This is a genomic window from Pseudomonas sp. MM211 (assembly GCF_020386635.1).
Classification (GTDB): Bacteria; Pseudomonadota; Gammaproteobacteria; order Pseudomonadales; family Pseudomonadaceae; genus Aquipseudomonas.
On record NZ_CP081942.1, the window covers coordinates 4,373,927 to 4,399,976 of the forward strand.

The 26,050-nt window shown below is 61.6% G+C and carries 23 protein-coding genes; 4 read left to right on the forward strand and 19 right to left on the reverse strand.

Translation table 11 applies throughout. The features are described from left to right. Window positions 1-5 precede the first annotated feature (5 nt). The 7 genes from lpxK to K5Q02_RS20170 all read right to left on the reverse strand — a co-directional run bounded on the left by lpxK (window position 6) and on the right by K5Q02_RS20170 (window position 7,670). Entirely contained in the window at window positions 6-1,013 is a 1,008-nt protein-coding gene (lpxK, locus tag K5Q02_RS20140) for a tetraacyldisaccharide 4'-kinase (RefSeq protein ID WP_225833572.1), read from the reverse strand. After that, window positions 1,013-1,441, reverse strand: a complete 429-nt coding sequence (locus tag K5Q02_RS20145; RefSeq protein ID WP_225833574.1) for an ExbD/TolR family protein — start codon at window positions 1,439-1,441, stop codon at window positions 1,013-1,015. Before K5Q02_RS20145 ends, lpxK begins: the two co-directional genes overlap by 1 nt. Then, window positions 1,438-2,094 carry a MotA/TolQ/ExbB proton channel family protein gene (locus tag K5Q02_RS20150; RefSeq protein WP_225833576.1) on the reverse strand — a complete coding sequence of 219 codons (657 nt, stop codon included), beginning with the start codon at window positions 2,092-2,094 and terminating at the stop codon, window positions 1,438-1,440. Before K5Q02_RS20150 ends, K5Q02_RS20145 begins: the two co-directional genes overlap by 4 nt. A gap of 72 nt (window positions 2,095-2,166) precedes the next feature. Next, complete coding sequence (locus K5Q02_RS20155) at window positions 2,167-4,389, reverse strand: DNA internalization-related competence protein ComEC/Rec2 (RefSeq protein ID WP_225839791.1); 2,223 nt, start codon at window positions 4,387-4,389, stop codon at window positions 2,167-2,169. Window positions 4,390-4,478: 89 nt separating this feature from the next. Beyond that, window positions 4,479-5,723: a lipoprotein-releasing ABC transporter permease subunit gene (locus K5Q02_RS20160; RefSeq protein ID WP_225833578.1), complete on the reverse strand. Its 1,245-nt coding sequence runs from the start codon at window positions 5,721-5,723 to the stop codon at window positions 4,479-4,481. Then, window positions 5,723-6,427, reverse strand: coding sequence for a lipoprotein-releasing ABC transporter ATP-binding protein LolD (gene lolD, locus K5Q02_RS20165; protein ID WP_225833581.1), 705 nt, complete (start codon window positions 6,425-6,427; stop codon window positions 5,723-5,725). The genes K5Q02_RS20160 and lolD overlap by 1 nt, the downstream gene beginning before the upstream one ends. Then, window positions 6,420-7,670, reverse strand: a complete 1,251-nt coding sequence (locus K5Q02_RS20170; protein WP_225833583.1) for a lipoprotein-releasing ABC transporter permease subunit — start codon at window positions 7,668-7,670, stop codon at window positions 6,420-6,422. The genes lolD and K5Q02_RS20170 overlap by 8 nt, the downstream gene beginning before the upstream one ends. Before the next feature lie 95 nt (window positions 7,671-7,765). Here K5Q02_RS20170 and K5Q02_RS20175 point away from each other — a divergent pair, with 95 nt between their 5' ends. Genes K5Q02_RS20175 through K5Q02_RS20185 form a run of 3 tightly spaced genes read left to right on the forward strand, consistent with a single transcriptional unit; the run spans window position 7,766 to window position 9,360 of the window. Continuing rightward, a complete protein-coding gene (locus tag K5Q02_RS20175) occupies window positions 7,766-8,338 on the forward strand; it encodes a PilZ domain-containing protein (protein ID WP_225833585.1) in 573 nt (190 codons plus the stop codon). Next, window positions 8,335-8,631, forward strand: coding sequence for a phosphodiesterase (locus K5Q02_RS20180; RefSeq protein ID WP_225833587.1), 297 nt, complete (start codon window positions 8,335-8,337; stop codon window positions 8,629-8,631). Before K5Q02_RS20175 ends, K5Q02_RS20180 begins: the two co-directional genes overlap by 4 nt. Before the next feature lie 9 nt (window positions 8,632-8,640). Then, window positions 8,641-9,360: a glycerophosphodiester phosphodiesterase gene (locus K5Q02_RS20185; protein ID WP_225833588.1), complete on the forward strand. Its 720-nt coding sequence runs from the start codon at window positions 8,641-8,643 to the stop codon at window positions 9,358-9,360. A gap of 324 nt (window positions 9,361-9,684) precedes the next feature. Here K5Q02_RS20185 and sthA read toward each other — a convergent pair whose 3' ends face one another. From sthA to K5Q02_RS20235, 10 genes are all read right to left on the reverse strand, one after another. Continuing rightward, entirely contained in the window at window positions 9,685-11,079 is a 1,395-nt protein-coding gene (gene sthA, locus K5Q02_RS20190) for a Si-specific NAD(P)(+) transhydrogenase (RefSeq protein ID WP_225833590.1), read from the reverse strand. Between the two features lie 126 nt (window positions 11,080-11,205). After that, window positions 11,206-11,439, reverse strand: a complete 234-nt coding sequence (gene nqrM, locus K5Q02_RS20195) for a (Na+)-NQR maturation NqrM (protein WP_225833592.1) — start codon at window positions 11,437-11,439, stop codon at window positions 11,206-11,208. Continuing rightward, window positions 11,436-12,470: an FAD:protein FMN transferase gene (locus K5Q02_RS20200; RefSeq protein ID WP_225833594.1), complete on the reverse strand. Its 1,035-nt coding sequence runs from the start codon at window positions 12,468-12,470 to the stop codon at window positions 11,436-11,438. The genes nqrM and K5Q02_RS20200 overlap by 4 nt, the downstream gene beginning before the upstream one ends. Beyond that, window positions 12,467-13,690 (reverse strand): NADH:ubiquinone reductase (Na(+)-transporting) subunit F, encoded by a 1,224-nt coding sequence (nqrF, locus tag K5Q02_RS20205; RefSeq protein WP_225833596.1) that lies wholly within the window; start codon window positions 13,688-13,690, stop codon window positions 12,467-12,469. Before nqrF ends, K5Q02_RS20200 begins: the two co-directional genes overlap by 4 nt. Window positions 13,691-13,700: 10 nt before the next feature. Continuing rightward, on the reverse strand, window positions 13,701-14,309 hold the full coding sequence (nqrE, locus tag K5Q02_RS20210) for an NADH:ubiquinone reductase (Na(+)-transporting) subunit E (RefSeq protein ID WP_225833598.1): 609 nt from the start codon (window positions 14,307-14,309) through the stop codon (window positions 13,701-13,703). Further along, a complete protein-coding gene (locus tag K5Q02_RS20215; protein ID WP_225833600.1) occupies window positions 14,310-14,978 on the reverse strand; it encodes an NADH:ubiquinone reductase (Na(+)-transporting) subunit D in 669 nt (222 codons plus the stop codon). It abuts the gene before it with no gap. A 3-nt stretch (window positions 14,979-14,981) separates the two neighbouring features. Continuing rightward, a complete protein-coding gene (locus K5Q02_RS20220; RefSeq protein ID WP_225833602.1) occupies window positions 14,982-15,767 on the reverse strand; it encodes a Na(+)-translocating NADH-quinone reductase subunit C in 786 nt (261 codons plus the stop codon). Next, window positions 15,760-16,971, reverse strand: a complete 1,212-nt coding sequence (locus K5Q02_RS20225; protein WP_225833604.1) for an NADH:ubiquinone reductase (Na(+)-transporting) subunit B — start codon at window positions 16,969-16,971, stop codon at window positions 15,760-15,762. Before K5Q02_RS20225 ends, K5Q02_RS20220 begins: the two co-directional genes overlap by 8 nt. Window positions 16,972-16,974: 3 nt before the next feature. Beyond that, on the reverse strand, window positions 16,975-18,312 hold the full coding sequence (locus K5Q02_RS20230; protein ID WP_225833606.1) for a Na(+)-translocating NADH-quinone reductase subunit A: 1,338 nt from the start codon (window positions 18,310-18,312) through the stop codon (window positions 16,975-16,977). 357 nt (window positions 18,313-18,669) lie between these two features. Then, window positions 18,670-20,118, reverse strand: coding sequence for a glyceraldehyde-3-phosphate dehydrogenase (locus K5Q02_RS20235; protein ID WP_225833608.1), 1,449 nt, complete (start codon window positions 20,116-20,118; stop codon window positions 18,670-18,672). A gap of 152 nt (window positions 20,119-20,270) precedes the next feature. Here K5Q02_RS20235 and mfd point away from each other — a divergent pair, with 152 nt between their 5' ends. Further along, window positions 20,271-23,714: a transcription-repair coupling factor gene (mfd, locus tag K5Q02_RS20240; RefSeq protein ID WP_225833610.1), complete on the forward strand. Its 3,444-nt coding sequence runs from the start codon at window positions 20,271-20,273 to the stop codon at window positions 23,712-23,714. 192 nt (window positions 23,715-23,906) lie between these two features. Here mfd and nagZ read toward each other — a convergent pair whose 3' ends face one another. Both nagZ and K5Q02_RS20250 read right to left on the reverse strand, forming a co-directional pair. After that, window positions 23,907-24,905, reverse strand: coding sequence for a beta-N-acetylhexosaminidase (gene nagZ / locus K5Q02_RS20245; protein ID WP_225839793.1), 999 nt, complete (start codon window positions 24,903-24,905; stop codon window positions 23,907-23,909). A 343-nt stretch (window positions 24,906-25,248) separates the two neighbouring features. Next, complete coding sequence (locus K5Q02_RS20250) at window positions 25,249-25,953, reverse strand: TetR/AcrR family transcriptional regulator (protein ID WP_225833612.1); 705 nt, start codon at window positions 25,951-25,953, stop codon at window positions 25,249-25,251. Window positions 25,954-26,050 lie beyond the last annotated feature (97 nt).

Sequence of the window (26,050 nt, forward strand, 5' to 3'; positions counted from 1 at the left end):
TGCAGTTACTGCCGCTCGCCGAGCAGACGATCCAGGCGAGCCTCGAACCAGCCACGAAACGCGGCGGAAGGCTGGGCATCGACGGCCAGATACCACCAGTCGTCAGCCGCGAAGGCCCGGCATTTCACCGCATCCTTTTCCGTCATCAACAGCGGCAGCGCCGGCGAGAAATTCAGCAGTTCGGCGCTGTAGGCAGCGTGGTCGGCGAAGGCATGCGCGACAGGCCGCCAGTGTAGCGCCTCGAGGGTCGTGAAGAAACGCTGCGGATTACCGATACCGGCCACCGCATGCACGGCCTGACCGGGAGGGAAGTGATCGAGCGGGCGGCGCTCGCCGCTGCGCAGGTTGATCAGGGCGCTGGGTACCAGGGTAAAGGCATAACCACCCAGTGGATCACTCGGCGCACCGTTGTAGAGACAGGCATCCACGCTCTGCATTCGCTCAGCGGGCTCGCGCAGCGGCCCGGCGGGCAGGCAGCGGCCATTGCCCAGACCGCGTGCGGCGTCGATCAGAACCAGTTCCAGATCACGGGCCAGACGGTAGTGCTGCAGGCCATCATCGCTGAGCAGCAGATCCAACGGTACCTCGGCCAGCAAGGCGCGAGCGGCGCGACTGCGATCAGGGTCGATCATCAGTGGCACGCCACTGCGCTGCACGATCAGCAGAGGCTCGTCGCCAGCCTGTTCGGCACTGTGCTCTGCCCTGACTCGCCAGGGCAGGCTCGGCGGTTTGGCACCATACCCGCGACTGATCACGCCAACGCGCAGGCCGCGGGCCTGGCACTGCTCGACCAACCAGAGAATCAGCGGCGTCTTGCCGGTACCGCCGACGGTGACGTTGCCCACCACGATCAACGGCACGGGGGCGCGATAAATCTCGCCCTCGCCAGCGAGAAAGCGTGCGCGCTTGCGCTGCACAACGCCACGGTACAGGATCTCCAGCGGCCGCAGCAGCGCCAACGCCGGATGCCCTTCGTACCAGGCCCGCACCAGACGCTCGGAAAAGCTCGCCATCAGGGCGCTGCCTGGGTCTCGACCGTGGTGATGCGCAGGTGCGCGAAGCCCAGCTTGCCGGCTGCATCCATGGCGGTGATCACCGACTGGTGGCTGGTCTTGGCGTCGGCACTGATAGTCAACGGCAGGCTGTTATCGCCGCCGGACTCCTTCTGCAGGGCAGCCATCAGGTTATCCAGATCATTCTTGATCAGGGCCTGGCCGTTGAGCGAGAAGCCGCCATCGGCAGCGATCACCACTTCCAGCTGTTTCAGCTCGCTCTGCTCGGGCGGCGTGCCACTGGCAGCCTCGGGCAGATCGACCTGCATACGGGTTTCACGCGTGAAGGTAGTGCTCACCACGAAGAACAGAAGGAGGATGAACACCACGTCGATCAGCGAGGCGAGATTGATCTCGACCTGCTCACGCCGTCTACGTCTGAACTTCACGCCTTCTTGCTCCCCTTGGCCGGCTTGGGCTCCTCGGCCAGGTCGACATCGCGCTCGCCCTGCACCATTTCCACCAGTTTGATCGCTTCCTGCTCCATCCCAACGACCAGTTCATCGACGCGGCGCTGCAGGAAACGGTGGAAGAACAGTGCCGGAATCGCCACGGTCAGACCCGACGCAGTGGTGATCAGCGCCTTGGCGATACCGCCAGCGAGCATCGCCGGGTTGGCCGCACTGCCGCCCATGAACGAACCGAAGATATCGATCATGGCGATCACCGTACCGAGCAGACCGAGCAGCGGCGTGATCCCGGCGATGGTGCCCAGCGCATTGAGGTAGCGTTCCATCTCGTGCACCACGCGGGCCGCAGCCTCCTCGATGCACTCTTTCATCACCTCACGGCCGTGCTTGGAATTAGCCAGGCCAGCGGCAAGGATCTCTCCCAATGGCGAATGCGCGCGCAACTCCTTGAGCTTCGCGTTGTTCAACTCCTTGTCCTTGATCCAGCGCCACACCTGCCCCAGCAAGTTGGGCGGCGTGACCCGACTGACACGCAACGTCCACAGCCGCTCAGCGATAATGCCCAGGGCAGCGATTGAACACAGAACGATCGGCAGCATCACCCAGCCGCCAGCTATAACCAGTTCCCACACGGTGGCAAATCCCCTTCGCAAAAGTGGCGCCACTCTAGCATAGGGTCGTGATGTCGCCGACGGCTGCGGTTCTCATTTTTCCCGCCAGAAACGCGCTATTTCACGTAAGGCATGTGGCTCGCCAAAGGTGCCGAGATCGATACGCAGCGCACCGGTCTCGACACTGTCGTACGCCCTGGCGTTAAACGCCGCATAACGTGAGACGACTGCAGGGTGAGGATGGCCATAGGCATTGTGCCGACCGCGGGAATACAACACCGCCTCAGGCGTGACCGCCTTGAGCAGGGCCCAGGAGGATGAACTGCGACTGCCGTGATGAGGTGCCAGCAGCCACTGGGCCTGCAGATCTCGCCCCGTATCGATCAGCGCTCGCTCGGCGCGCCCGTCGATATCGCCGGTCAGCAAGATGCGCTCCCCCGCGGCTTCAATCATCAGCACGCAGGATGACTGATTGCTGTCAGTAGCATCCGCCCAACGCCAGGTACTGAAATGCACGCCATTCCACGTCCAGCTTTCTTCTCTACAGGGCTCAGCCTGCAGTACAGCCGGTAGCGCCGGTGCTTCGCCACTAACGACTCGGCTCACAGGTATTCCGCGAGCCACGGCTTCAGCCCCGCCAGAGTGGTCGTTATCGGAGTGGCTGAGCAGCAGCATGTCGAGTGCGCGCACATCCAACGCCCTTAGCGATGGCAGCACTACCCGTTCACCCATATCGAAATCACCAAAACTGGGGCCAGCGTCGTAGAGCAAGGCATGCTCGCCAGTCAGCACCAGCATCGACAAGCCCTGACCGACATCCAGCATCCACACTTCAGCACGCTGTTCGGCCGGCCGTTGCACCGGCGCGAACAACAGAGGCAAGAGCAGGATCAGGCCCAGCCCCCGCAGTGGAACGCCGCTGGGCAGTAGAATCAACAGGGCGCCCAGCGCCACCAGCAACCAGGCCCATAACGGCAGTGCGCTCGGCAACCAGGCCGGCAACCAAGCAGCCATCAACGCCAAAAGACGAAACAGCCACTCCAGGGCGAAACCGGCCCACCACAGCAAGGCCTCCCCCAACCAGGGAACAGGTAGCAACAGGGTACCGAGCAATGCGGGCGGCACCACGGCGAAACCGACCCAAGGCACGGCGATCAGATTGGCCAGCGGACTGCTGGCACTGATAGGCAGCCCCAGGGCCAGGAGCATCGGCAACAACCCCACGGTCATCGCCCACTGCGCGCGCCCCAGCGTGCGCCACCAAGCCCAGGCACCGAGGCGTGCAGCGAAGATCAGAATAAGCAGCCCCACGGCGCCGAACGACAACCAGAAGCCCGGCTGCAATACCGCCAGCGGCTCCAGCAGCAGTACCGTGACCAACGCCACCAGCAGCGGCAAGGTGATGCCCAGGTGGCGAAAGCGCCAACGCCATAGCAGTACCAGGCCGATCATCGCGCAGGCGCGCTGCACCGGCACCTCGAAGCCAGCCAGCAGGCTGTACCCCAATGCCGAAGAGAAGGCCAGAATGCAGGCCGTCGGCAACCAGGGCACGACCCGTGGCCACCAGCCCAACCTCGCCAGCCAGAACACCAAGCCGTAAAACATGCCAGCCACCAATGTCACATGCTGGCCAGAGATCACCAGCAGGTGCACCGTGCCGGTATCCTGCAGCACGCGCCAGTCGGCCACCGAGAGGCCTGAGCCATCACCAAGCACCAGCGCGGCCAATCCGCCCGCACGGCCATGGGGATCCTCTGCGAGCATCCGCTGGCGCAAACCATCTCGCCAAGCGCCACTACCACCCGCCTCACTCAAACGCTGTCCGGACTTGATGGTGCCGACACCGCCGATGCGCTGGGCCAACAACCAGGCCTCGTAATCGAAGGACTGCGGATTGACCAGACCATGGGGGCGCTTGAGGTTGACCGCCAGCCGCCAGGTTTCGCCAGCGCGAATATCCGGCCCGCCATACCAGGACAGACGCAACAGCTGCGGTAACTGGGCACGGCGCGATTGCGGCTGCTGCAGATGAAAGCGCACCACACCCTCGCGCACATCCGGCAAGTCCACCACCCTGCCTTCCAGCCACAGGGTGCGACCATCGAGGGCCGGGTCTAGGCGATCATCCAGCGCCCATTGCGCAGAAGTGCATGCCCAGCTGAAACCGAGCAGAAACAGGCCGATGGGATACGTGCGAAAAGGCAACAGCGCCAGACCTACCAGGCCCGACACCAGCAACATGGAGGCTGGCGGCAGTTGCGGTATAAAGCGCAGCAGCAAAAGCCCCGCTGCCAATGCGAGCAACCCATTGCGCAGGTTGCCCGGCTTACTCCCATCCATGGGCGTCCTTATGATCCAGAAACGAGAAGGCCGCTATAAATAGCGGCCTTCATCAGGTTAGCAGCTCATTCGTAACGCAGCGCCTCGGCCGGCTGTGTACGCGACGCACGCCAGGAGGGATAGAGCGTGGCGAGGAAGCTGAGGATCAGCGCCGCGCTGCAGATCAGCACCACGTCCCCGACCTGCAACTCGGACGGCAAGTTGCTGATGAAGTACACGTCGGAGCTGAACACATGCTGACCACTGACCCGCTCGAGCCAACCGACCAGTTCACTGACATTGAGGGCAGCCAGCACACCGAGTACACCGCCGATCAAGGTGCCAACCACGCCGATTACCGTCCCCTGCACCATGAATACGCCCATTATCTGCAGCGGCGTGGCGCCCAGCGTGCGCAGGATGGCGATATCGGCGCCCTTGTCGGCAACCACCATGATCAACGTGGCGATGATGTTGAAGGCGGCCACCGCGACGATCAGCAGCAGCAGCAGACCGATCATGGTCTTCTCCATCTTCATGGCGCTGAACAGGCTGCCCTGAGTCTGCGTCCAGTCGCTGGCGTGGTAGCCCTCGCCCAGCTGCGTGGCAATGGCGCTGGCAACTTGCGGCGACTGATAGAGATCTTTCAACTTGAGACGGATGCTCTGCACCGAACCCGGTTCCAGACGCTGGATCTGCGCGGCATCGGCGACATTGATCAGGGCCAGGGAGCTGTCCAGATCGGCGCCCACCTTAAACACCCCGACCACGTTCAAGCGCTGCATGCGTGGCGTGATACCACCGGGCACCGAGCTGATTTCCGGCACGATCAACGCCAGTCGATCACCGACCTGCAGCTGGAAGCGGCGTGCGGTGATCTCCCCGATAATCACCCCGTACTCGCCTTCGCGCAGATCGCTCAGGCGACCCTGCACCATGTGATCGCCAATGATCGAGACCTTCGGCTCCAGCTCGGGGTCGATACCGTGCAGTTGAATCGGCTGCATCACGCCGCGGTAGGACAGCATGCCTTCCAACTCGGCGAACGGCACCGCCGCCTCCACCTGCGGATTTTCCAGGGCGACCTTGGCCGGCGCCTGCCAGTCGGCCAGCGCAGGCGCACCGGCGATGGTCGCGTGGGGCACCATGCCGAGAATGCGTGAGCTCATTTCACGGTGAAAGCCATTCATCACCGACAGCACCACAATCATCGCCAGCACGCCCAGGGACAGGCCGATCATCGAAGTCAGGGAAATGAACGAGATGAAATGGTTGCGGCGCTTGGCACGGGTGTAACGCAGGCCGATGAAGACACTCAGCGGGCGAAACATCAGGCGTGCACCAGCTTGCCGTCTTCCAGGCTCAGCACCCGATCCATCTGCCGCGCCAGTTGCAGGTCGTGAGTCACCACCAGGAAAGCGGTCTGCGACTGACTGCTAAGCTCGCGCATCAGATCCTGAATGCCTTGGGCAGTATGGTTATCGAGGTTGCCGGTGGGCTCGTCGAGCAGCACCAGGCCGGGACGATTGACCAGCGCCCGGGCAATCGCCACGCGCTGACGCTCACCACCGGAAAGCTCGGCAGGCTTGTGGCTCAGGCGATGGCCCAGGCCGACGCGCTCGAGCAACTCGGTGGCCCGCTGACGCGACTCGCTGATCGAGGTCTTGCCGATCAACAGCGGCATGCACACGTTCTCCAGCGCGGTGAACTCGGCAAGCAGGTGATGGAACTGGTAGACGAAACCCAGGGCGCGGTTGCGCAGCAAGCCACGCTGTTTCTCGTTGAGCGCCGAAAGCTCTTCACCGGCCAGCCAGACACTGCCGCTGCTCGGCGTATCCAGGCCGCCGAGCATGTTCAGCAGGGTGCTCTTGCCGGAGCCCGAACTACCAACGATGGCCACCCGCTCCCCGGGCAGCAGCTCCAGTTGCAAGTCGTCGAGTACCACCACCGACTGCGGGCCTTCTTCGTAGCGCTTGCCGAGGTTGCGGCAGCTGAGCACGGCACTTGCCTGCGCCTGCACGACCGGATCACTCATAACGTAATGCCTCCGCGGGCTGGGTGCGCGCCGCGCGCCAGGCCGGATAAAGAGTAGCGAGGAAACTCAACACCAATGCCGCACCACAGACCTGCACCACGTCGGCGAGCATCAGCTGCGACGGCAGGTAGTCGATGAAGTACACATCGGCATTGAGAAACTTGAAGCCGAGCAGGCGCTCGACGCCGGCGATGATCGAACTGATGTTGAGCGCGGCGAGGATGCCCAGCACTGCGCCGATCAAGGTACCGATCACGCCGATCACCGTGCCCTGCACCATGAACGTTGCCATGATCTGCATGGGCGTGGCGCCAAGGGTACGCAGGATGGCGATATCGCCTTTCTTGTCGGTCACCACCATCACCAGGGTGGAGATGATGTTGAAGGCCGCCACCGCGACGATCAGCAGCAACAACAGACCGATCATGGCTTTTTCCATGCGAATGGCCTGATACAGATTGCCGTGGGTGCGCGTCCAGTCGCGGGCCAGGTAATCCTGTTCGCCGAAGCTCTGCGCCAGTTGCCAGGCAGTACGCGGCGCCTGGAACAGGTCATCGAACTTAAGGCGGATGCCCTGCACCTGATCGGCCTGATGACGCTTCAGACGGGCCAGATCCTGGATATGGGTCATGGCCACGAAACCGTCGATTTCACCCGCACCGACATGGAAGATGCCGACCACGGTAAAGCGCTTGAGGCGCGGGAACATGCCGCCAGGGGTGACCGTGACTTCCGGCGCCACGAAGGTCACCTTGTCGCCCAGCCCGACACCGAGTTTCTCGGCAGCCTTGTCGCCGATGACGATGCCGAAGGTGCCAGGCTGCAGGTCTTCCAGCCGACCCTCGCGGAAGAAGTCGCCGATAATCGACACCTTGGGCTCCTCGACGGGATCCACGGCGTTGATCAGCACCTTCTGTACCTTGCCATCGTTGGTCAGCAGGCCTTGCATCTGGCTGAACGGCGCCACGGCAAGAACCTGAGGGTTCTGCAACGCCCGGTCGGCGAGGCGGCGCCAGTCACTGATCGGCTGGGAGCTCTCGACCGTGGCGTGGGGCACCATGCCCAAGACGCGGGTGCGCATTTCATGGTCGAAGCCGTTCATTACCGACAGCACCAGAATCATCACCAGCACACCGAGTGCCAGCCCGATCATCGAGGTCAGGGAAATGAACGAAACAAAGTGGTTGCGACGCTTGGCCCGCGTGTAGCGCGTACCGAGAAAAACGGACAGGGGTCTGAACATGTGGGGCGCTTGTTCGAGGGAAAGAGAAACGTCCTTGTGGCGGGGCCTGGCGAGCGGCCTTACACTCTGACCACCACCGCTGCCATGGGTTCGCCATGTCGACTCAAGACGAAAATGATCGCCGCGAATACTACCGTATCGAGGACACGATCGCACTGGATTTCACCTCACTGGCTGGTGCCGAAGCCCTGGCCAGTGACGAGCTTCATGACGCATCTCCGCTGTTCAACCTGCTCAGCGAACTGCATCTGATGGACTTCGAGTCCCAGCACCTGCTGCGCAATATCAGCGAGCGCGACCGCACCCTGGCCAATTACCTCAAGGTGGTCAACAAACGCATCGACCTGCTCGGCCAGGCCATGGCTCAGAGCCTGCTGCGCGACATCGGCCCACCGAAACGCGTCACCCTGTCGGAGGGTGGCATCAGTTTCTTCAATGCCCAGCCCCTGCCGGTCGACACTCACCTGGCGCTGAAGATGGTGCTGATGCCCCAGGCACTGGGCCTGCTGCTGCGCGCCAAGATACTGCATTGCCAGGAACACGAAGGGCAGTTCGAGATCGGCGCCGAATTCGAAGCGCTGACTGACGCACAGCGCCAGTTGCTCGCCCGGCATATCCTGCAACGCCAGGCGCAGGAGCGCCGTCAGGCTCGCGAGGATTCCGTATGACTGCACGTCGATTTATTTTGTCACTGGCTTTGTTGCTGCCGCTGACAACCCATGCCGACACCCTGACAATCCCCATCGGCCAACAAGGCGCTGACCTCACCGATCTGCCACAGCTCGGCCAGTCCAAGCGCTCGGTGCTGGAACGTTTCGGCCTGGCTGACGAAGAACACCCCGCCGTCGGCAAGCCGCCGATCACCCGCTGGGACTACCGCGAATTCAGCGTTTACTTCGAATACGACCACGTGATCAACAGCGTGCGCCATCAACAACCGCGCACCACACGAACCGAGTAAGGAGCAACCGTGACCCTGATCTACGGCCACCGCGGCGCCAAGGGCGAAGCCCCGGAAAATACCCTGACCAGTTTCCAGCAGTGCCTCGAGCACGGCGTACGCCACTGCGAGCTGGATCTGCACCTGTCCCGTGACGGCGAGCTGATGGTCATCCACGACCCGACGCTCAAGCGCACCACCGGCCAGCGCGGTAAGGTGGTCGAGCATGACGCCGCCGACCTGGTTCACTACGACGCCCGTCGCGGCGGCCCGGGCTGGCGCCACCCCTGCCCCATTCCGCGCCTGAGCGAACTGTTCGAGCAGTGCGATTTCGAGCACTGGCAACTGGAGGTCAAGAGCGCCTCCAAGGTACGCGCTGCGCGCACGGTGGAGGCCATCGCCCTGCTCAGCCGGCGTTTTGGCCTGGACGACAAGATCACCATCACGTCCAGCTCCCGCGAGGTACTGAGCGCCGCCCAGCGCCTGACACCCCACCTGGCCCGCGGCCTGGTCGCCGAATACGCCTGGCTGGATCCGCTCAAGGTCGCACGCAACTACGGCTGCGACCTGCTGGCCTTGAACTGGACACTGTGCACCCCGGAACGCCTGCTCAAAGCCCAGAAGGCCGGCTTGCACGTGTCGGTATGGACAGTCAACGAACCCGCCCTGATGCGCCGCCTCGCCGACTTCGGCGTGGACAGCATCATCACCGACTTCCCCGGTATCGCAGTGAGCACACTGCGCGGCTGAGTCTTCCACAGCTGCCGCCATGTAGGAGCCCGCTTGCCGGCGATTGGCGGCCGCACCACTGTTTTTTGCCTCGCGAGCCAGGCGCGGCCTGACGCTGTGGGAGCGGGTCGAGGGCAGCGATAATCGTGAATCAGGCAATCCCGGGTATCGCCGCGCTCAGACCAGGCTGTCCTGTATGTTTTCGACAGGTGCCACCCATAAAAAAACCGATCCACAAGGGATCGGCTTTCTGGCCTGCTTAGAAACTCTCGCGGTTTGGCCAGTGCCAGTCGCGGGAGTCGGCGAATGGATCCCCGACCGGCTCAGGCCACCGGCCGGAGCCGCTCAAAAAAGCCGGTTGAGGCCATCGAACGCTGCTACCCGATAGGCTTCGGCCATCGTCGGGTAGTTGAAGGTGGTATTGACGAAATACTTCAGCGTATTCGCCTCGCCCTTCTGGTTCATGATCGCCTGGCCGATGTGCACAATTTCAGAAGCCTGGTAGCCGAAGCAGTGCACGCCGAGCACTTCCAGGGTTTCGCGGTTGAAGAGGATCTTCAGCATGCCCACCGGCTCATGGGAAATCTGCGCGCGTGCCATGCTCTTGAAAAACGCCTTGCCGACTTCGTACGGAACCTTGGCCTTGGTCAGCTCATGCTCGTTCTTGCCGATCGAGCTGATCTCGGGAATGGTATAGATACCGGTAGGAATGTCATCGACGATCCGCCAGCTACCGTTGTCGACGATGCTGCCAGCCGCAGAACGACCCTGGTCAGCTGCGGCACTGGCCAGGCTCGGCCAGCCAATTACGTCACCGGCCGCATAGATGCTGTCGACTTCGGTGCGGTAGTGCTCGTCGACCTGCACCTGACCACGGCTGTTGACGCTGATGCCGATGTTTTCCAGGCCCAGCTTGTCGGTGTTACCGGTACGCCCGTTACACCACAGCAGTGCATCGGCCTTGATCTTCTTGCCGGATTTGAGGTGCAGGATCACCCCGTTATCCAGCCCTTCGATGCGCTCGTACTCTTCGTTGTGACGAATCAGCACGTTGTTGGTACGCAGGTGATAGCTCAGCGCATCGGAGATTTCCGAGTCGAGGAAGCTGAGCAACTGGTCGCGATTGTCGATCAGGTCGACCAGTACGCCCAGGCCGCTAAAGATCGACGCGTACTCACAGCCGATCACCCCGGCTCCGTAGATGATCAGACGACGCGGCGTATGGCTGAGCGTGAGGATGGTATCGCTGTCGTAGACGCGCGGATGATTGAAGTCGATATCCGCCGGGCGATAGGGGCGTGAACCGGTGGCGATGATCACCTGTTTGGCCGACAGGGTTTCCACCACGCCGTTGGGGCACACCACTTCAATGGTCTGATCATCGGCAAAGCTGCCAGTACCGAAAAACACATCGATTCGGTTACGGGCGTAATAGCTGGTACGCGAAGTAACCTGCTTGGCGATCACACCCTCGGCGCTCTTCAATACATCAGGAAAGGAGAACCAGCGTGGCTCGCCGATCTGACGGAACATGGGGTTGGTATTGAACTGCATGATCTGCCGCACCGAGTGGCGCAGCGCTTTGGACGGGATGGTACCCAGGTGCGTGCAGTTGCCGCCGACCTCGCGGCGGTCATCGACCACCGCCACCTTGCGTCCGGCCTTGGCCGCGTTCATCGCAGCCCCTTCTCCTGCGGGGCCGGAACCCAATACCACTACATCGTAGTTGTAGACCGCCATGTTCTCTCCTCAGATCACGCCGGAACGCTTATCGGGCGTCCTCGGCAGAACCAGACCGACCGTGCGGCCTGGTACGCAACATTTCGCAACAGCGCATAGCCTACCGGGCCAGACCGCAAATGGCGATCAGCGCTTGCTCGCGTCGAAGGTCTCAACGCCCGAGGCGCCTTTACCTTCGTTATTCCGCGTCACTTCTTCACAAAGCTCACGGTCGTCGCCGCAGATCGAGCACTTCTTCTCGATCCCCAGGTTGGCGATGCCGCCGCAGGAGCCGGCGATGGGTTTGCGGCCCATCATTACGCCCACAGCCATCAGGCCGACGACCGTCAGCATGACCAGAAAAACGATTACGAATGTCATTGTTTACCTCCCGCAGCGAAAAGCTGCTCGAAAGTGGCGGTACTGCGTGTGACGAAACCGTCACCCTCACGGGTCACGAAGAACGCCGCTATACCTTCACGCTCTGCGTACTCGTAGCCCTTCTCGGGGCCGAGCACCAGTAGCACGGTGGACAGGCCGTCAGCCATCAGCGTCGATGGCGCAGCCACGGTGACCGCCGCCAGGGTGTGCTGAATCGGCGCGGCGGTCTGCGGATCAAGGGTGTGGGAGTAACGTACGCCCTGCTCCTCGAAATAATTGCGGTAATCACCTGAAGTGGAAATGCCATAGCCGTCCAGTTCGATGACGCGCTGGATGGCCCGTTGATCATCGCGGGGCGCCTCCAGAGCGATGCGCCAAGGCTGACCATCGGGCTTGCGCCCTACCGCTTTGAGCTCGCCGGTGGCTTCCACCAGGTAACTGCGCACGCCTAATTCGACAAGACGCTCGATGATTCGATCAACCGTATATCCGGCAGCGATGCTGTTGAAGTCGATCTGCAGTTCGAGATCCTTGCACAGGCGATCACCCTCGATATGCAGGTGCTCCTGGCCGATACGTCCGCGCACCTCTTTCAAGGCCTCGGCATCCGGAACCTGGCGTTCGCCGTTACCGCGCGGGCCGAAGCCCCACAGATCGAGCAACGGCTCCAGGGTCAGATCGAAGGCTCCGCCACTGTCGCGGTGCAACGCGTCACCGGTCTGTACCAGCTTCAACACGCCTTCCGGCATGGGCATACAGGTACCTGCCGGCGCGCGGTTGAACTGCTCGATCAGCGAATCGTCACGGTAAGTGGACATCTGCTCGTCGACCTCGGCGAAGATCGCCTCGGCCTCGGCTTTGAGCGTAGCCTTGTCAGGAGCGGACGCAGTGCTTACGTACTTGACCGAATAAGTGCTGCCCTGAGCAGGGCCGCCGAACTCTTCGACACTCTCGGAAAAACCGCAGCCCGCCAATGCCACAGCCAGGGCTGTAACAAGGGCGGGCTGCAGTATTGCAACCCGTGGAATCATCCGCCGAAATCGTCGAGCAGGATGTTGTCCTGTTCGACACCCAAGTCGGTAAGCATCTTGATCACGGCGGCGTTCATCATGGGCGGACCGCACATGTAGAACTCGCAGTCCTCAGGTGCTGGGTGATCATTCAGGTAGTTCTCATACAGCACGTTGTGGATGAAGCCCTTGAGGCCTGTCCAGTTGTCTTCCGGCTGTGGATCGGACAACGCCAGGTGCCATTCGAAGTTCGGATTCTCCGCCTGCAGTTGATCATACTCCTCGGTATAGAAGGCCTCGCGCATGGAGCGCGCGCCATACCAGAAGCTGATTTTGCGGGTGGAATTCAAACGCTTGAGCTGATCGAAGATATGCGAGCGCATCGGCGCCATACCGGCACCACCGCCGATAAAGACCATCTCGGCATCGGTTTCCTTGGCGAAGAACTCGCCGAACGGGCCGTACACCGTGACCTTGTCACCAGGCTTGAGGCTGAACACCCAGGAAGACATCTGACCGGGCGGCAGGTGATCCTTGCCAGGTGGCGGCGAAGCGATACGGATATTGAACTTCACCAGGCCGACTTCTTCGGGGTAGTTGGCCATGGAGTAGGCACGGATCACGGTCTCGTCGACCTTGGACACGTACTTCCACTGGTTGAATTTGTCCCAGTCGCCGCGGTACTCCTCCTGAATGTCGAAGTCCTTGTACTGCACGGTGTGCGGTGGGCACTCCAACTGCACGTAACCACCGGCGCGGAAGTCGACGCTCTCGCCTTCCGGCAGCTTGAGGGTCAGTTCCTTGATGAAGGTGGCGACGTTGGGGTTGGACTCCACCGTGCACTCCCACTTCTTCACGCCGAAGACTTCTTCCGGCACTTCGATCTTCATGTCCTGCTTGACCGGGGTCTGGCAGGACAGGCGCCAGCCGTCACGGGCCTCACGCTTGTTGAAGTGCGACTCCTCGGTGGACAGCATCTCGCCACCACCGCTTTCCACGATGCATTTGCACTGCGCACAGGTACCGCCGCCGCCACAGGCGGACGACAGGAAAATCTCGTTCTCGGCCAGGGTTTGCAGCAACTTGCCGCCAGCCGGAACGGTGATGGTGCGTTCACCATTGATCTCGATGCTCACGTCGCCGGCCGAAACCAGACGAGCACGCGCCATGAGAATCACCGCCACGAGGAGGATGATCACCACGGTGAACATGGAGACTGCTACTAGAATCTCGAAAGCCATTGGCAACCCCTTACAGCTGTACGCCGGAGAACGACATGAAGCCCAGCGACATCAGGCCAACGGTGATGAACGTCAGACCCAGCCCACGCAGACCGGCGGGTGGATCGCTGTATTTGAGCTTCTCGCGGATCGCCGCCAGCAGCACGATAGCCAGTGCCCAGGAGACACCGGCACCGGCGCCGTAGACCACACTTTCGGTGAAGTCGTAGTCACGCTCGACCATGAACAGCGTGCCGCCGAAGATGGCGCAGTGCACGGTGATCAGCGGCAGGAAGATGCCCAGCGCGTTGTAGAGCGCAGGCAGATACTTGTCGAGCACCATTTCCATGATCTGCACCACGGCAGCGATCAAGCCGATGTAGCAGATCAGACCGAGGAAGCTCAGATCGACTTCCGGCAGACCGGCCCAGCTCAGCGCGCCTTCTTTAAGCAGGTACACATAGAGCAGGTTGTTCAGCGGCACAGTGATGATCATCACCACAATGACCGTCAGGCCCAGCATCAACGAGGTTTCGACCTTCTTGGAAATCGCCAGGAAGGTACACATGCCCAGGAAGAACGCCAGGGCCATGTTCTCGATGAACACCGCCCGGACGAACAGGCTGATGTAATGTTCCATTTAGTAAGCCTCCTCGTTCTTCACCTGGGGTGCCATGCGGAACTCGACCTTCTCGACCTGCTCTTTCTTGTAGCTACGCAGTGCCCAGATGAACAGGCCGATCAGGAAGAACGCCGACGGTGGCAACAGCAGCAAGCCATTGGGCTGATACCAGCCGCCGTTGTTGACGGTATGCAGAATCTGCACGCCCATCAGCGAACCGGCGCCGAACAGCTCGCGCACGATACCCAGCGCAACCAGCATGGCGCTGTAGCCCAGCCCGTTACCCAGGCCGTCGACGAACGAGGCCACGGGCGGGTTGGACATGGCGAACGCTTCGGCGCGGCCCATGACGATGCAGTTGGTGATGATCAGGCCGACGAACACCGACAGCCGCTGACTCAGGCTATAGGCATAGGCTTTGAGGAACTGATCGATGACGATTACCAGCGAGGCGATGATCACCACCTGGGCGATCATGCGGATGGAGCCCGGAATCTGGTGGCGCACCATCGAGATGAAGAAGCTGGAAAAGGCCGTGGTCACGGTCAGCGCGATGGACAGCACCAGCGCGGTGCTCAGGCTGGAAGTGACCGCCAGTGCCGAGCAGATACCGAGAATCTGCAGACCGATCGGGTTCTTGTTGAGAATCGGATCGAGCAACAGCTCTTTCATGGTGGATTTGGACATGGATCAAGCCTCCCCTGCGCCGAGCTTCTTGATGAACGGGCCGAAGCCGTTCTCACCAAGCCAGAAGTGAATCATGTGAGTCACGCCGTTGGCAGTCAGCGTCGCGCCAGCGATAGCGTCGACCTGATAATCGGCCTGCGGGCTGTCGGGATTGACGCTGCCCTTGATCACGCGAAGGGTCGGTTCGCCATTCTGGTAAACCTTCTTGCCGATCCACTTGGCCTGCCAATTGGGGTTGTCGATCTCGCCACCCAGCCCTGGGGTTTCGCCATGCTGGTAGAAGCCCAGGCCAGCGACGGTCTCCAGGTCACTCTGCAGTGCCACGAAACCGTACATGGTCGACCACAGGCCGTAGCCACGCACCGGCAGCACCAGGCGATCCATCTGCCCGTTCTGCTCGATCTGATAGACCACTGCGTAGTGTTCCCGACGACGGATCGAGGCGATGTCCTGCCCTTCCGGAATCTGGCTGGACAACGATGTGTCGGCGATGGATTTGTTCTGATCGAAGGTGTGCGGGTCGTGAGCGTCGCTGTACTCACCCGTGCGCAGATCGACCAGACGTGGCGTCACGCGCGAGGAAAACATCTCGCGTACTTCATCGCTGGACATGCCCGGCTGCCACAATTCGGCGATCACCAGCACCGCGCGCTGGCGGTCGACCAGGGCATTTTCCTGCTGGGTGGGACGCAGGATCAGCGCCGCGGCCGATACCGCGATCGAGCACACCAGGCACATCACCAGAGTGACGACCAGGGTGCGTGTCGGCGTTTCTTTAATCTTAGACATTACGCGCCAGCCTCCGCTTGATGTTGGCCCGTACCACGTAGTGGTCGATCAGGGGCGCACACAGATTGCCAAACAGAATCGCCAGCATCATGCCTTCCGGGAACGCCGGGTTGACCACACGAATGATGGTCACCAGCAAACCGATGAGGATGCCGAAGATCCACTTGCCGGTATTGGTCATGGATGCCGACACCGGGTCGGTAGCCATGAAGATCATGCCGAAGGCGAAGCCTCCGGTGACCAGGTGCCAGTACCAGGGCATGGCGAACAGCGGATTGCTTTCCGAGGCGATAGCGTTGAACAGCGTGGCGGTGGCGATCATGCCGAGCATGACCCCAGTGACGATCCGCCAGGAGGCGATCTTGGTGATCAGCAGCACAGCACCGCCGAGCAGAATCGCCAGGGTGCCGGTTTCGCCGATGGAGCCTGGCATCAAACCGATGAACGCATGGGTCCAGGTCAGGCCGTCGTTTACCAGACCATTCACACCGCCATCAGCGATAGCGGTCAGAGCGGTAGCACCCGCGTAGCCGTCCACGGCCGTCCATACGCCGTCACCGGAAATCTGTGCCGGATAGGCGAAGAACAGGAAGGCACGGCCGACCAAGGCCGGATTGAGGAAGTTCTTGCCGGTACCACCGAACACTTCCTTGCCGATCACCACACCGAAGCTGATGCCCAGCGCAACCTGCCAGAGCGGAATGCTCGGCGGCAGGATCAGCGCGAACAGCACCGAAGTCACGAAGAAGCCTTCGTTCACTTCATGGCGACGGATCGAGGCGAACAGCACTTCCCAGAAACCACCGACGATGAACGCCGTGAGGTACACGGGCAGGAAGTACGCCGCCCCCTGGATGAAGTTGTCCCACAGGCTGCTCGGGTCGAAACCGCCCAGCGCACCGATCAGCGCGAAGCGCCAGCCGTCTTGCGCAGCCAGCAGTTCCGGGCTTTGCGCGTAGACCAGGTTGGCCTGGTAGCCGGTGTTCCACATGCCGAAGAACATCGCCGGGAAGGTACAGGCCCAGACGGTGATCATCATGCGCTTGAGGTCGATGCCGTCGCGCACGTGGGCAGTGGTTTTGGTAACGCTGGCAGGACGATAGAAGAAGGTGTCCACGGCCTCATAGAGGGCGTACCACTTCTCGTACTTGCCGCCTTTTTCGAAGTTGTGTTCGATCTTGTCGAGGAATTCACGCACGCTCACGGGTCAACCCTCCTTCTCGATGAGGGCCAGACTATCCCGCAGGATCGGACCGTATTCGTATTTGCCGGCACACACGTAAGTGCACAGCGCCAGGTCTTCCTCGTCGAGTTCCAGGCAGCCAAGTTGCTGGGCCATCTCGGTGTCGCCGACGATCAGCGAACGCAGCAATTGCGTTGGCAGAATGTCCAGCGGCATCACTTCTTCGTAGTTGCCGACCGGCACCATGGCGCGTGGGCTGCCATTGGTAGTGGTCGAGAACGCGAAACGCTTTGCGGCGTTCAGCTTGGATACGAAGATATTCAGAACCGAGTGCTTGTTCACCCCAGCACGCAGGTAGTGCATCAACTCGCGGTTACTGCCCTCGGCGAGGCACGACACCTGCAGGTGGTAGCGGCCCAGGTAGGAACAGGCACCACGGGACGTACGCCCACCCAGCACGGAGCCGGAAATGATCCGGTTCTCACCGGAGGCGAGTTCACCTGCAGTCAGCTCATCGAGGTTGGCACCCAGGCGGGTACGCAGCAGACGTGGACGTTCGACGACCGGGCCACCCAGCGCGACGACGCGCTCGACCCACAGCTGACCGGTGGTGAACAGCTTGCCGACGGCAATCACGTCCTGATAGTTGATCGTCCAGGCGCTTTTACTGGCGCTGACCGGGTCGAGAAAATGGATATGGGTGCCCGGCAGACCCGCCGGGTGCGGGCCGGCGAAAGCCTGGCTGCGTACACCTTCGGCCTGCTCGCCCGGAAGGCTCACATCCGGAGCCTTGCACAGGAACACCTGGCCCAGGCGAGCTAGCACCTTAAGACCGTTTTCGAAATCAGCCGCGTACTCGGCGATGATCGGCGCAGGATCGGCCGCCAACGGGTGAGTATCGATGGCACTGACGAAGATCGAGCTCGGTACGGCATCAATGGCCGGCACCTTGCTGAACGGCCGCGTGCGCAGCGCCGTCCACAAACCCGACTGCTGCAAGTTCTCACGAACCAGCGCCGCGTCGAGGCCGCTCAACTGAGCGTCTGGGTAGTGAGCGAAGGTTTCCTGCTCGTCGCCATCGAGATCGATGACCACCGATTGCAGCACCCGCTTCTCGCCACGGTGAATCGCACTGACGATGCCAGCGCCTGGAGCCGTGTACTGGATCCCCTCGGATCGTTTGTCGGAGAAAAGAATCTGACCCAGCTTGACCCGGTCACCCACCTGAACTGCCATGGTGGGTTTCATACCGTGATAATCGAAGCCGATAACAGCCACGCTGCGCACCGGCCTCGATGCCTCGATCTGCTGAGCCGGCGCGCCTGTTATGGGCAAATCGAGCCCACGTTTTATTTTGATCATAGGTCTGCCTAACCACGAGCTTAAAAATTTTTGATACGCACTCAACGAAACGTCAGCCAAAAGGCAGGACGCACGCCAATATCACTATTGCCGCGGGTAGATGTTGAGCGCAGGTAAGAAATCTCCGGGATTATAAAGTTGTGCGACAACCGGACGCCACCCAAGCGGTTGGCTTTTTTCGGATTTCCGTTACAGAACGCAACAAGAAATTAACGGCGGCGAGCTAAGTGACCGGCGACATAACGCCGCACCGCCCTCCTCCCGGCATCAAAGACGGCAGTGAAGCGGACAAAACAGCAGGCAAAAAAATAGGAGCCCGAAGGCTCCCATTTTCATTTCCAGTCGCGCGACTGGCGATCAGCGCGGAAATGCTGGCGGGTTAACGCCGGCCATATCTTCCATTACGCGGACAACCTGGCAGCTGTAGCCGAACTCGTTGTCGTACCAGACGTAGAGCACGACGCGGTTGTCGTTGGCGATGGTGGCTTCGGCATCGACCACACCGGCATGGCGCGAGCCGACGAAGTCGGTGGACACCACTTCCTGGGAGCTGACGAAATCGATCTGCTTCTGCAGGTCAGAGTGCATGGCCATCTGGCGCAGGTACTCGTTGATTTCTTCGCGGCTGGTGGCCTTCTCGAGGTTCAGGTTGAGAATCGCCATGGACACGTTCGGCGTCGGAACGCGGATCGCATTGCCCGTCAGCTTGCCCTTGAGAACCGGCAGCGCCTTGGCAGCCGCGGTAGCCGCACCGGTTTCGGTGATGACCATGTTCAGCGCGGCACTACGACCACGACGGCTGCCTTTATGGAAGTTGTCGATCAGGTTCTGGTCGTTGGTGTACGAGTGAACGGTTTCGACGTGGCCATTGACGATGCCGTACTTGTCGTTGACTGCCTTGAGCACCGGCACGATGGCGTTGGTGGTGCAGGAGGCGGCCGAGACGATCTTGTCCTCAGCGGTGATCTCGCTGTGGTTGATGCCATGCACGATGTTCTTCAGGGCACCCTTGCCCGGAGCGGTCAGCACGACGCGGTCGACACCGGGGCACTTGAGGTGCTGGCCGAGGCCTTCGGCATCACGCCATACGCCGGTGTTGTCGACCAGCAGCGCATCCTTGATGCCGTACTGGGTGTAATCGATGGCCGACGGATCCTTGGCGTAGATCACCTGAATCAGGTTGCCGTTGGCGGTCAGGGTGCTGTTTTCTTCGTCGATGGTGATGGTGCCATCGAACTTGCCATGCACCGAGTCGCGACGCAGCAGGCTGGCGCGCTTGACCAGGTCATTCTCGGCGCCCTTGCGCACGACGATGGCGCGCAGACGCAGGCCGTCGCCACCACCGGTGTGCTCGATCAGAATACGCGCCAGCAGACGGCCGATACGACCGAAGCCATAAAGGACAACATCGGTGCCCTTGCGCGGCGAGGCGTTCTGCTGGCCGGCCACGTCGGCCAATTCGTCACGGACGAACTGCTCGATGCTGCGGCCCTGGCCTTCGGCCTTGAACTTGCCGACCATCTTGCCAAGATCGACGGAGGCGGCGCCCAACTTGAGCTCGCTCATCACTTTGAGCACGGCGTAGGAATCGTGAACGGCCAGGCCGTTTTCGTCAGCCTGACGGTGACGGGCAAAACGGTGCGCCTTGAGGATCTCGATGACCGAACGGTTGATCAGGCTGCGGCCGTGGATCGACAGCACCACATTGTTGTTGCGGTACAGCTGACCAATCAGCGGAATCATCGCCTCGGCGAGAGCTTCACGGTCAATCCATTCACCAAGACACTGGTCGGGCTTCTGAGTCACGGCAATACCTTCCACATGTAGGGGCTGAAAAAAGGGGCTACATTATGACGACACACACATTGGTCGGCAATCTGCAGCGGTCGAAACACTGACAGCCATCCTCGCGGATAGTTACAATCGGGGGCCAAATCGTTACCAATCGCGAGCCACCTGTGCCTGTACTGCGTCTGCCGTCCTTGCCGGCCACCGCCGGTAAACAACACTGGGGCAACCTGCCCGGTGCCGCGCTGAGCCTGGCCATTGCCGAAGCGGCCAGCGCTGCGAAGCGCTTCACCCTGCTGCTCACTGCCGATAGCCAGAGCGCCGAGCGCCTGGAGCAGGAACTGAGCTTCTTCGCGCCAGAATTGCCGGTGCTGCATTTCCCCGACTGGGAAACCCTGCCCTACGACCTGTTCTCGCCGCATCAGGACATCATTTCCCAGCGCATTTCGGCGCTGTATCGCCTGCCCGAGCTCAAGCATGGTGTACTGGTCGTGCCGATCACCACGGCACTCCATCGCCTGGCACCAACGCGCTTTCTGCTGGGTAGCAGCCTGGTGCTAGACGTCGGCCAGCGCATCGACGTCAACGACATGCGCTCGCGCCTGGAAGCCTCCGGCTATCGCTGCGTGGATACCGTCTATGAGCACGGTGAATTCGCCGTACGCGGCGCGCTGATCGATCTGTTTCCGATGGGCAGCAAGCTGCCATTTCGTATCGACCTGTTCGATGACGAAATCGAAACCCTGCGTACCTTCGAACCGGAGACCCAGCGTTCCATCGACAAGGTCGAGTCGATCAAGCTGCTGCCGGCACGCGAATTCCCCCTCGAGAAGAAGGCCGTCACCGATTTTCGCGGACGCTTCCGCGAGCGCTTCGACGTCGACTTCCGTCGCTGCCCGATCTATCAGGATCTCTCCACCGGCATCACCCCCGCCGGTATCGAGTACTACCTGCCGCTGTTCTTCGAAGAAACCGCCACCCTCTTCGACTACCTGCCCCAAGACACCCAGGTGTTCTCGCTGCCCGGCATCGAAAAGGCCGCCGAACAGTTCTGGACGGACGCGCGCAACCGCTACGACGAACGCCGCGTCGACCCCGAGCGTCCGCTGCTGCCGCCGGCCGATATATTCCTACCGGTCGAAGACTGCTTCGCGCGCCTGAAGGACTGGCCGCGCGTCGTCGTCAGCGCCGATGACATCGAGCCTGGCGTCGGCCGCACGCGCTTCGACGCCAGCGCCCTGCCCGACCTGGCGATCCAGGCCAAGAGCAGCGAGCCACTGGCAGCGCTGCGCCGCTTCATCGAGGAGTACCCAGGTCGCGTGCTGTTCTGCGCCGAATCCGCCGGGCGCCGCGAAGTGCTGTTGGAGCTGCTCGCGCGCCTCAAGCTCAAGCCCAAAGAAGTCGATGGCTGGCCGCAGTTCTGTGCGAGCAAGGAACGCCTCGGCATCACCATTGCGCCACTGGATGAAGGCCTGCAGCTCGAAAACCTGGCACTGATAGCGGAAAGCCCGCTGTTTGGCCAACGCGTCATGCAGCGTCGGCGTCGGGAAAAGACCCGCGATGGCGGCGACAACGTCATCAAGAACCTCACCGAGCTGCGCGAAGGCGCGCCGGTGGTGCATATCGATCACGGTGTCGGTCGTTACCTGGGCCTGGTGACCATGGAATTCGACGGCCAAGCCGCCGAGTTCCTCACCCTGATGTATGCCGAGGAAGCCAAGCTCTACGTACCGGTCGCCAGCCTGCACCTGATTGCCCGCTACACCGGCAGCGACGATGCGCTCGCCCCGCTGCATCGCCTCGGCTCGGAAGTCTGGCAGAAGGCCAAGCGCAAGGCGGCCGAACAGGTACGCGACGTCGCTGCCGAGCTGCTCGACATCTACGCCCGCCGCGCCGCCCGTGAAGGCTACGCGTTCAATGATCCCAAAGCCGACTACGACACCTTCAGCGCCGGGTTCCCGTTCGAGGAAACCCCGGATCAGCAGAGCGCCATCGAGGCGGTGCGCGAAGACATGCTCGCACCCAAGCCGATGGATCGCCTGGTCTGCGGCGACGTCGGCTTTGGTAAGACCGAGGTGGCCATGCGCGCCGCCTTTATCGCCGTACATGGCGGTCGCCAGGTAGCCATTCTGGTGCCCACTACCCTGCTTGCCCAGCAGCACTACAACAGCTTCCGTGACCGATTCGCCGATTGGCCGGTAACGGTCGAGGTGATGAGCCGCTTCAAGAGTGCCAAAGAAATCAGCGCCGCCGTACAGCAACTGGCCGAAGGCAAGATCGACATCGTTATCGGCACCCACAAGCTGCTGCAGGATGACGTCAAGATCAAGAACCTGGGCCTGGTGATCATCGACGAAGAACACCGTTTCGGCGTGCGCCAGAAGGAAGTGCTCAAGGCGCTACGCAGCGAGGTAGACATCCTCACCCTCACCGCCACACCCATTCCGCGCACCCTGAATATGGCCGTGTCGGGCATGCGCGACTTGTCGATCATCGCGACACCGCCAGCTCGCCGCCTCTCGGTGCGTACCTTCGTCATGGAACAGAACAACCCGACGATCAAGGAGGCGCTGCTGCGTGAGCTACTGCGCGGCGGCCAGGTGTACTACCTGCACAACGACGTGAAGAGCATCGAAAAGTGCGCGGCCGAGCTGGCCGCACTGGTGCCCGAGGCACGCATCGGCATCGGCCACGGACAGATGCACGAGCGCGAGCTGGAACAGGTGATGGGCGACTTCTACCACAAGCGCTTCAACGTACTGATCGCCTCGACCATCATCGAGACCGGCATCGACGTGCCCAGCGCCAACACCATCATCATCGAGCGTGCCGACAAGTTCGGCCTGGCTCAGCTGCACCAGTTACGCGGTCGCGTCGGGCGCAGCCACCACCAGGCCTATGCCTACCTGCTGACGCCGCCGCGCAAGCAGATGACCGACGACGCGCAGAAACGCCTGGAAGCCATCGCCAATGCCCAGGATCTCGGTGCTGGCTTCGTCCTCGCCACCCACGACCTGGAAATCCGTGGTGCGGGCGAACTTCTCGGCGACGGCCAGAGCGGGCAGATCCAGGCAGTTGGCTTCACCCTGTACATGGAAATGCTCGAACGAGCAGTGAAATCGATCCGCAAGGGCGAGCAGCCGAACCTCGATCAACCGCTGGGCGGCGGGCCGGAAATCAACCTGCGTGTACCGGCGCTGATTCCCGAGGATTACCTGCCGGACGTCCATGCCCGCCTGATCCTCTATAAGCGCATCGCCAACGCAATCGACGAAGACGGCCTGAAAGAGCTGCAGGTGGAAATGATCGACCGCTTCGGGCTGCTGCCGGAGCCAGCCAAACATCTGGTACGCCTGACCCTGCTCAAGCTGCAGGCCGAGCGGCTGGGTATCAAGAAGATCGACGCAGGGCCGCAGGGTGGGCGCATCGAGTTCGCGGCGGAAACACCAGTCGATCCACTGACGCTGATCAAGTTGATCCAGAGCGCGCCAAATCGCTACAAGTTCGAAGGCGCCACACTGTTCCGCTTCTCCATACCGATGGAGCGTGCGGAAGAACGCTTCAACACGCTAGAGGCGTTACTGGAACGCCTGCTGGCCACGGTGAAAAGCTGAAAAAATCAGGGCCGCTTATGCGGCCCTGATTATTTATGGCGACAAAAAAGCAACTGATGGCTAACCACTTTTGTGGGAGCGGGCCATGCCCGCGAAAAGTCACGGGCATGGCCCGTTCCCACAGTTACTGCACCGATACTGGCTACACCAACTTAGAGTCAACCCAACCAAAACGGGCAAACCGCTTTTACCTCACGCCACCAACTGCGCCGCCCGCAATGCCGAAAGCGCCTGCGCCCAGCGCGGATTCTGACGATAGTCGACACCGGGGAACGCCCGACGGCGCATGGCAGCCAGACCTTTAGGCGCGACCACACCCAGGCGCTGTGCGGCCGACAGCGCGAGTTCTGCAGCCGCCCGGTCATTACATACCAGGCCCATGTCGCAACCTGCCGTCAGGGCCGCCTCGATGCGGCTGGCCGCGTCGCCGACCACGTGGGCGCCGGCCATCGACAGGTCATCGCTGAAAATCACCCCTTCGAAACCCAACTCGCCGCGCAGGATGTCTTGCAACCAGCGGCGCGAGAAACCGGCTGGCTGGCTGTCGACCTGCGGGTAGATGACGTGAGCCGGCATCACTGCCGCCAGGTCACGACTCAGCGCCGCGAAGGGCCGCAAATCGTTCTGACGGATTTCTTCCAGGCTGCGCTCATCGGTTGGAATGGCCACATGGGAATCGGCCTCGGCCCAGCCATGCCCGGGGAAATGCTTGCCGGTCGCCGCCATGCCCGCCTCCGCCATGCCGCGAATGAACGCGCCAGCCAATTGGGTGGCACGCTCGGAGTCACCCTCGAAGGCACGGTGGCCGACCACCGCACTGCGCTGGTGATCGAGATCCAGCACCGGCGCGAAACTCAGATCCAGGCCCACCGCCAGGACTTCGGTCGCCATCAACCAGCCGCACTGCCGCGCCAGGCTCTCGGCATCAGCGCAACCTGCAATGGCTCGCATCGCCGGCAGACGCACAAAGCCTTCACGCAGCCGCTGTACGCGGCCACCCTCCTGATCCACAGCGAGCAGCAGATCCGGGCGCACGGCACGAATGGCCTGTGACAGCTCACGCACCTGACGTGGACTCTCGATATTGCGGGCGAAGATGATCAGGCCACCGACTTCGGGCTGGCGCAGCAACTGCCGGTCTTCGGCAGTCAGCCAGGTGCCGGCGATATCCACCATCAGGGAGCCATACAAGGGGGTACTCACAACAGGTAATCCTTAATTGAGTGGCCGCATCGCTCAGCTGGAGCGAGGCGCTTCATCGATCAGCGCCACACATCGAGCGAGCACCGGGGAAAAGATTTTGCAGCAGATATGAAACTCGGCCTGCACACAGCCATGGGACAGTGCCCCACGAACAGGTTCCGCATTCGGCACGCAGACAAGCGCAGCAAAGCGAATGCTCGCGCCCAAGCGCAACGAATATCTGGCGATTCGGTGAGGAGATCGCCCAAACTCTGGCTATGCCGGAACCGGCTGCTGATATAGGCGGTAGCTTAGGGGCAGCGACGAGCAGCCCGCAAGCCGGACAAGGCGGTCAAGCCTTGATGATGGCTGGGCCTTTGCTGCGAGGAATAAGCTGAGCAGTCGCCAACCGTTGGTCGGTCACTCCGCTTTCAGAGCGCATACCGGCGGCCAGGAACGGCACCATCAGGCGCATGACCTGCTCGATCGAGGTATCCACACCGAAGTCGCTCTCGGCCATGGCCCGCAAGGCCTTGATGCCAGACATGCTGAACGCCGCGGCGCCGAGCATGAAATGCACGCGCCAGAACAGCTCCAGCGGAGGAATGCCGGGCGCCGCTTCATGCACCAGATGCATGTAGCGCCGGAATACCTTGCCGTAGACCTCTTCGAGGTATTTGCGCAGGTGCCCCTGACTCTGGCTGAAAGCCAGGCCGAGCAAGCGCATGAAGATGGACAGGTCATTACCACTGCGCGGTTTCACCGCCAGGGTCTGCTCGACCAGTAATTCGAGCAACTCCTCAAGGCTGAAGGTCACTCCTGGCTTGCTCTGGCGCTTGTCGAGCTCACGCTCGAGGCTCGCGCAGAACGGCCCGAGAAAACGCGAGAAGACCGCCTGAATCAGGGCTTTCTTGGAACCGAAGTGGTAGTTGACGGCGGCCAGGTTGACCCCAGCCTTGCTGGTGATCAGGCGCAACGACGTTTCGGCGAACCCCTTCTCCGCGAACAACTGCTCCGCAGCATCCAGAATGCGTTCAACGGTTTCCGATTGCGCCATGACATCCATCCGACAAACAAGTGTTTGAAACATACGTTTCAGCGCGCACGCCTGTCAAGTCGCGCAGACCGTATTCTGGATGCTCAGTCATCATTTG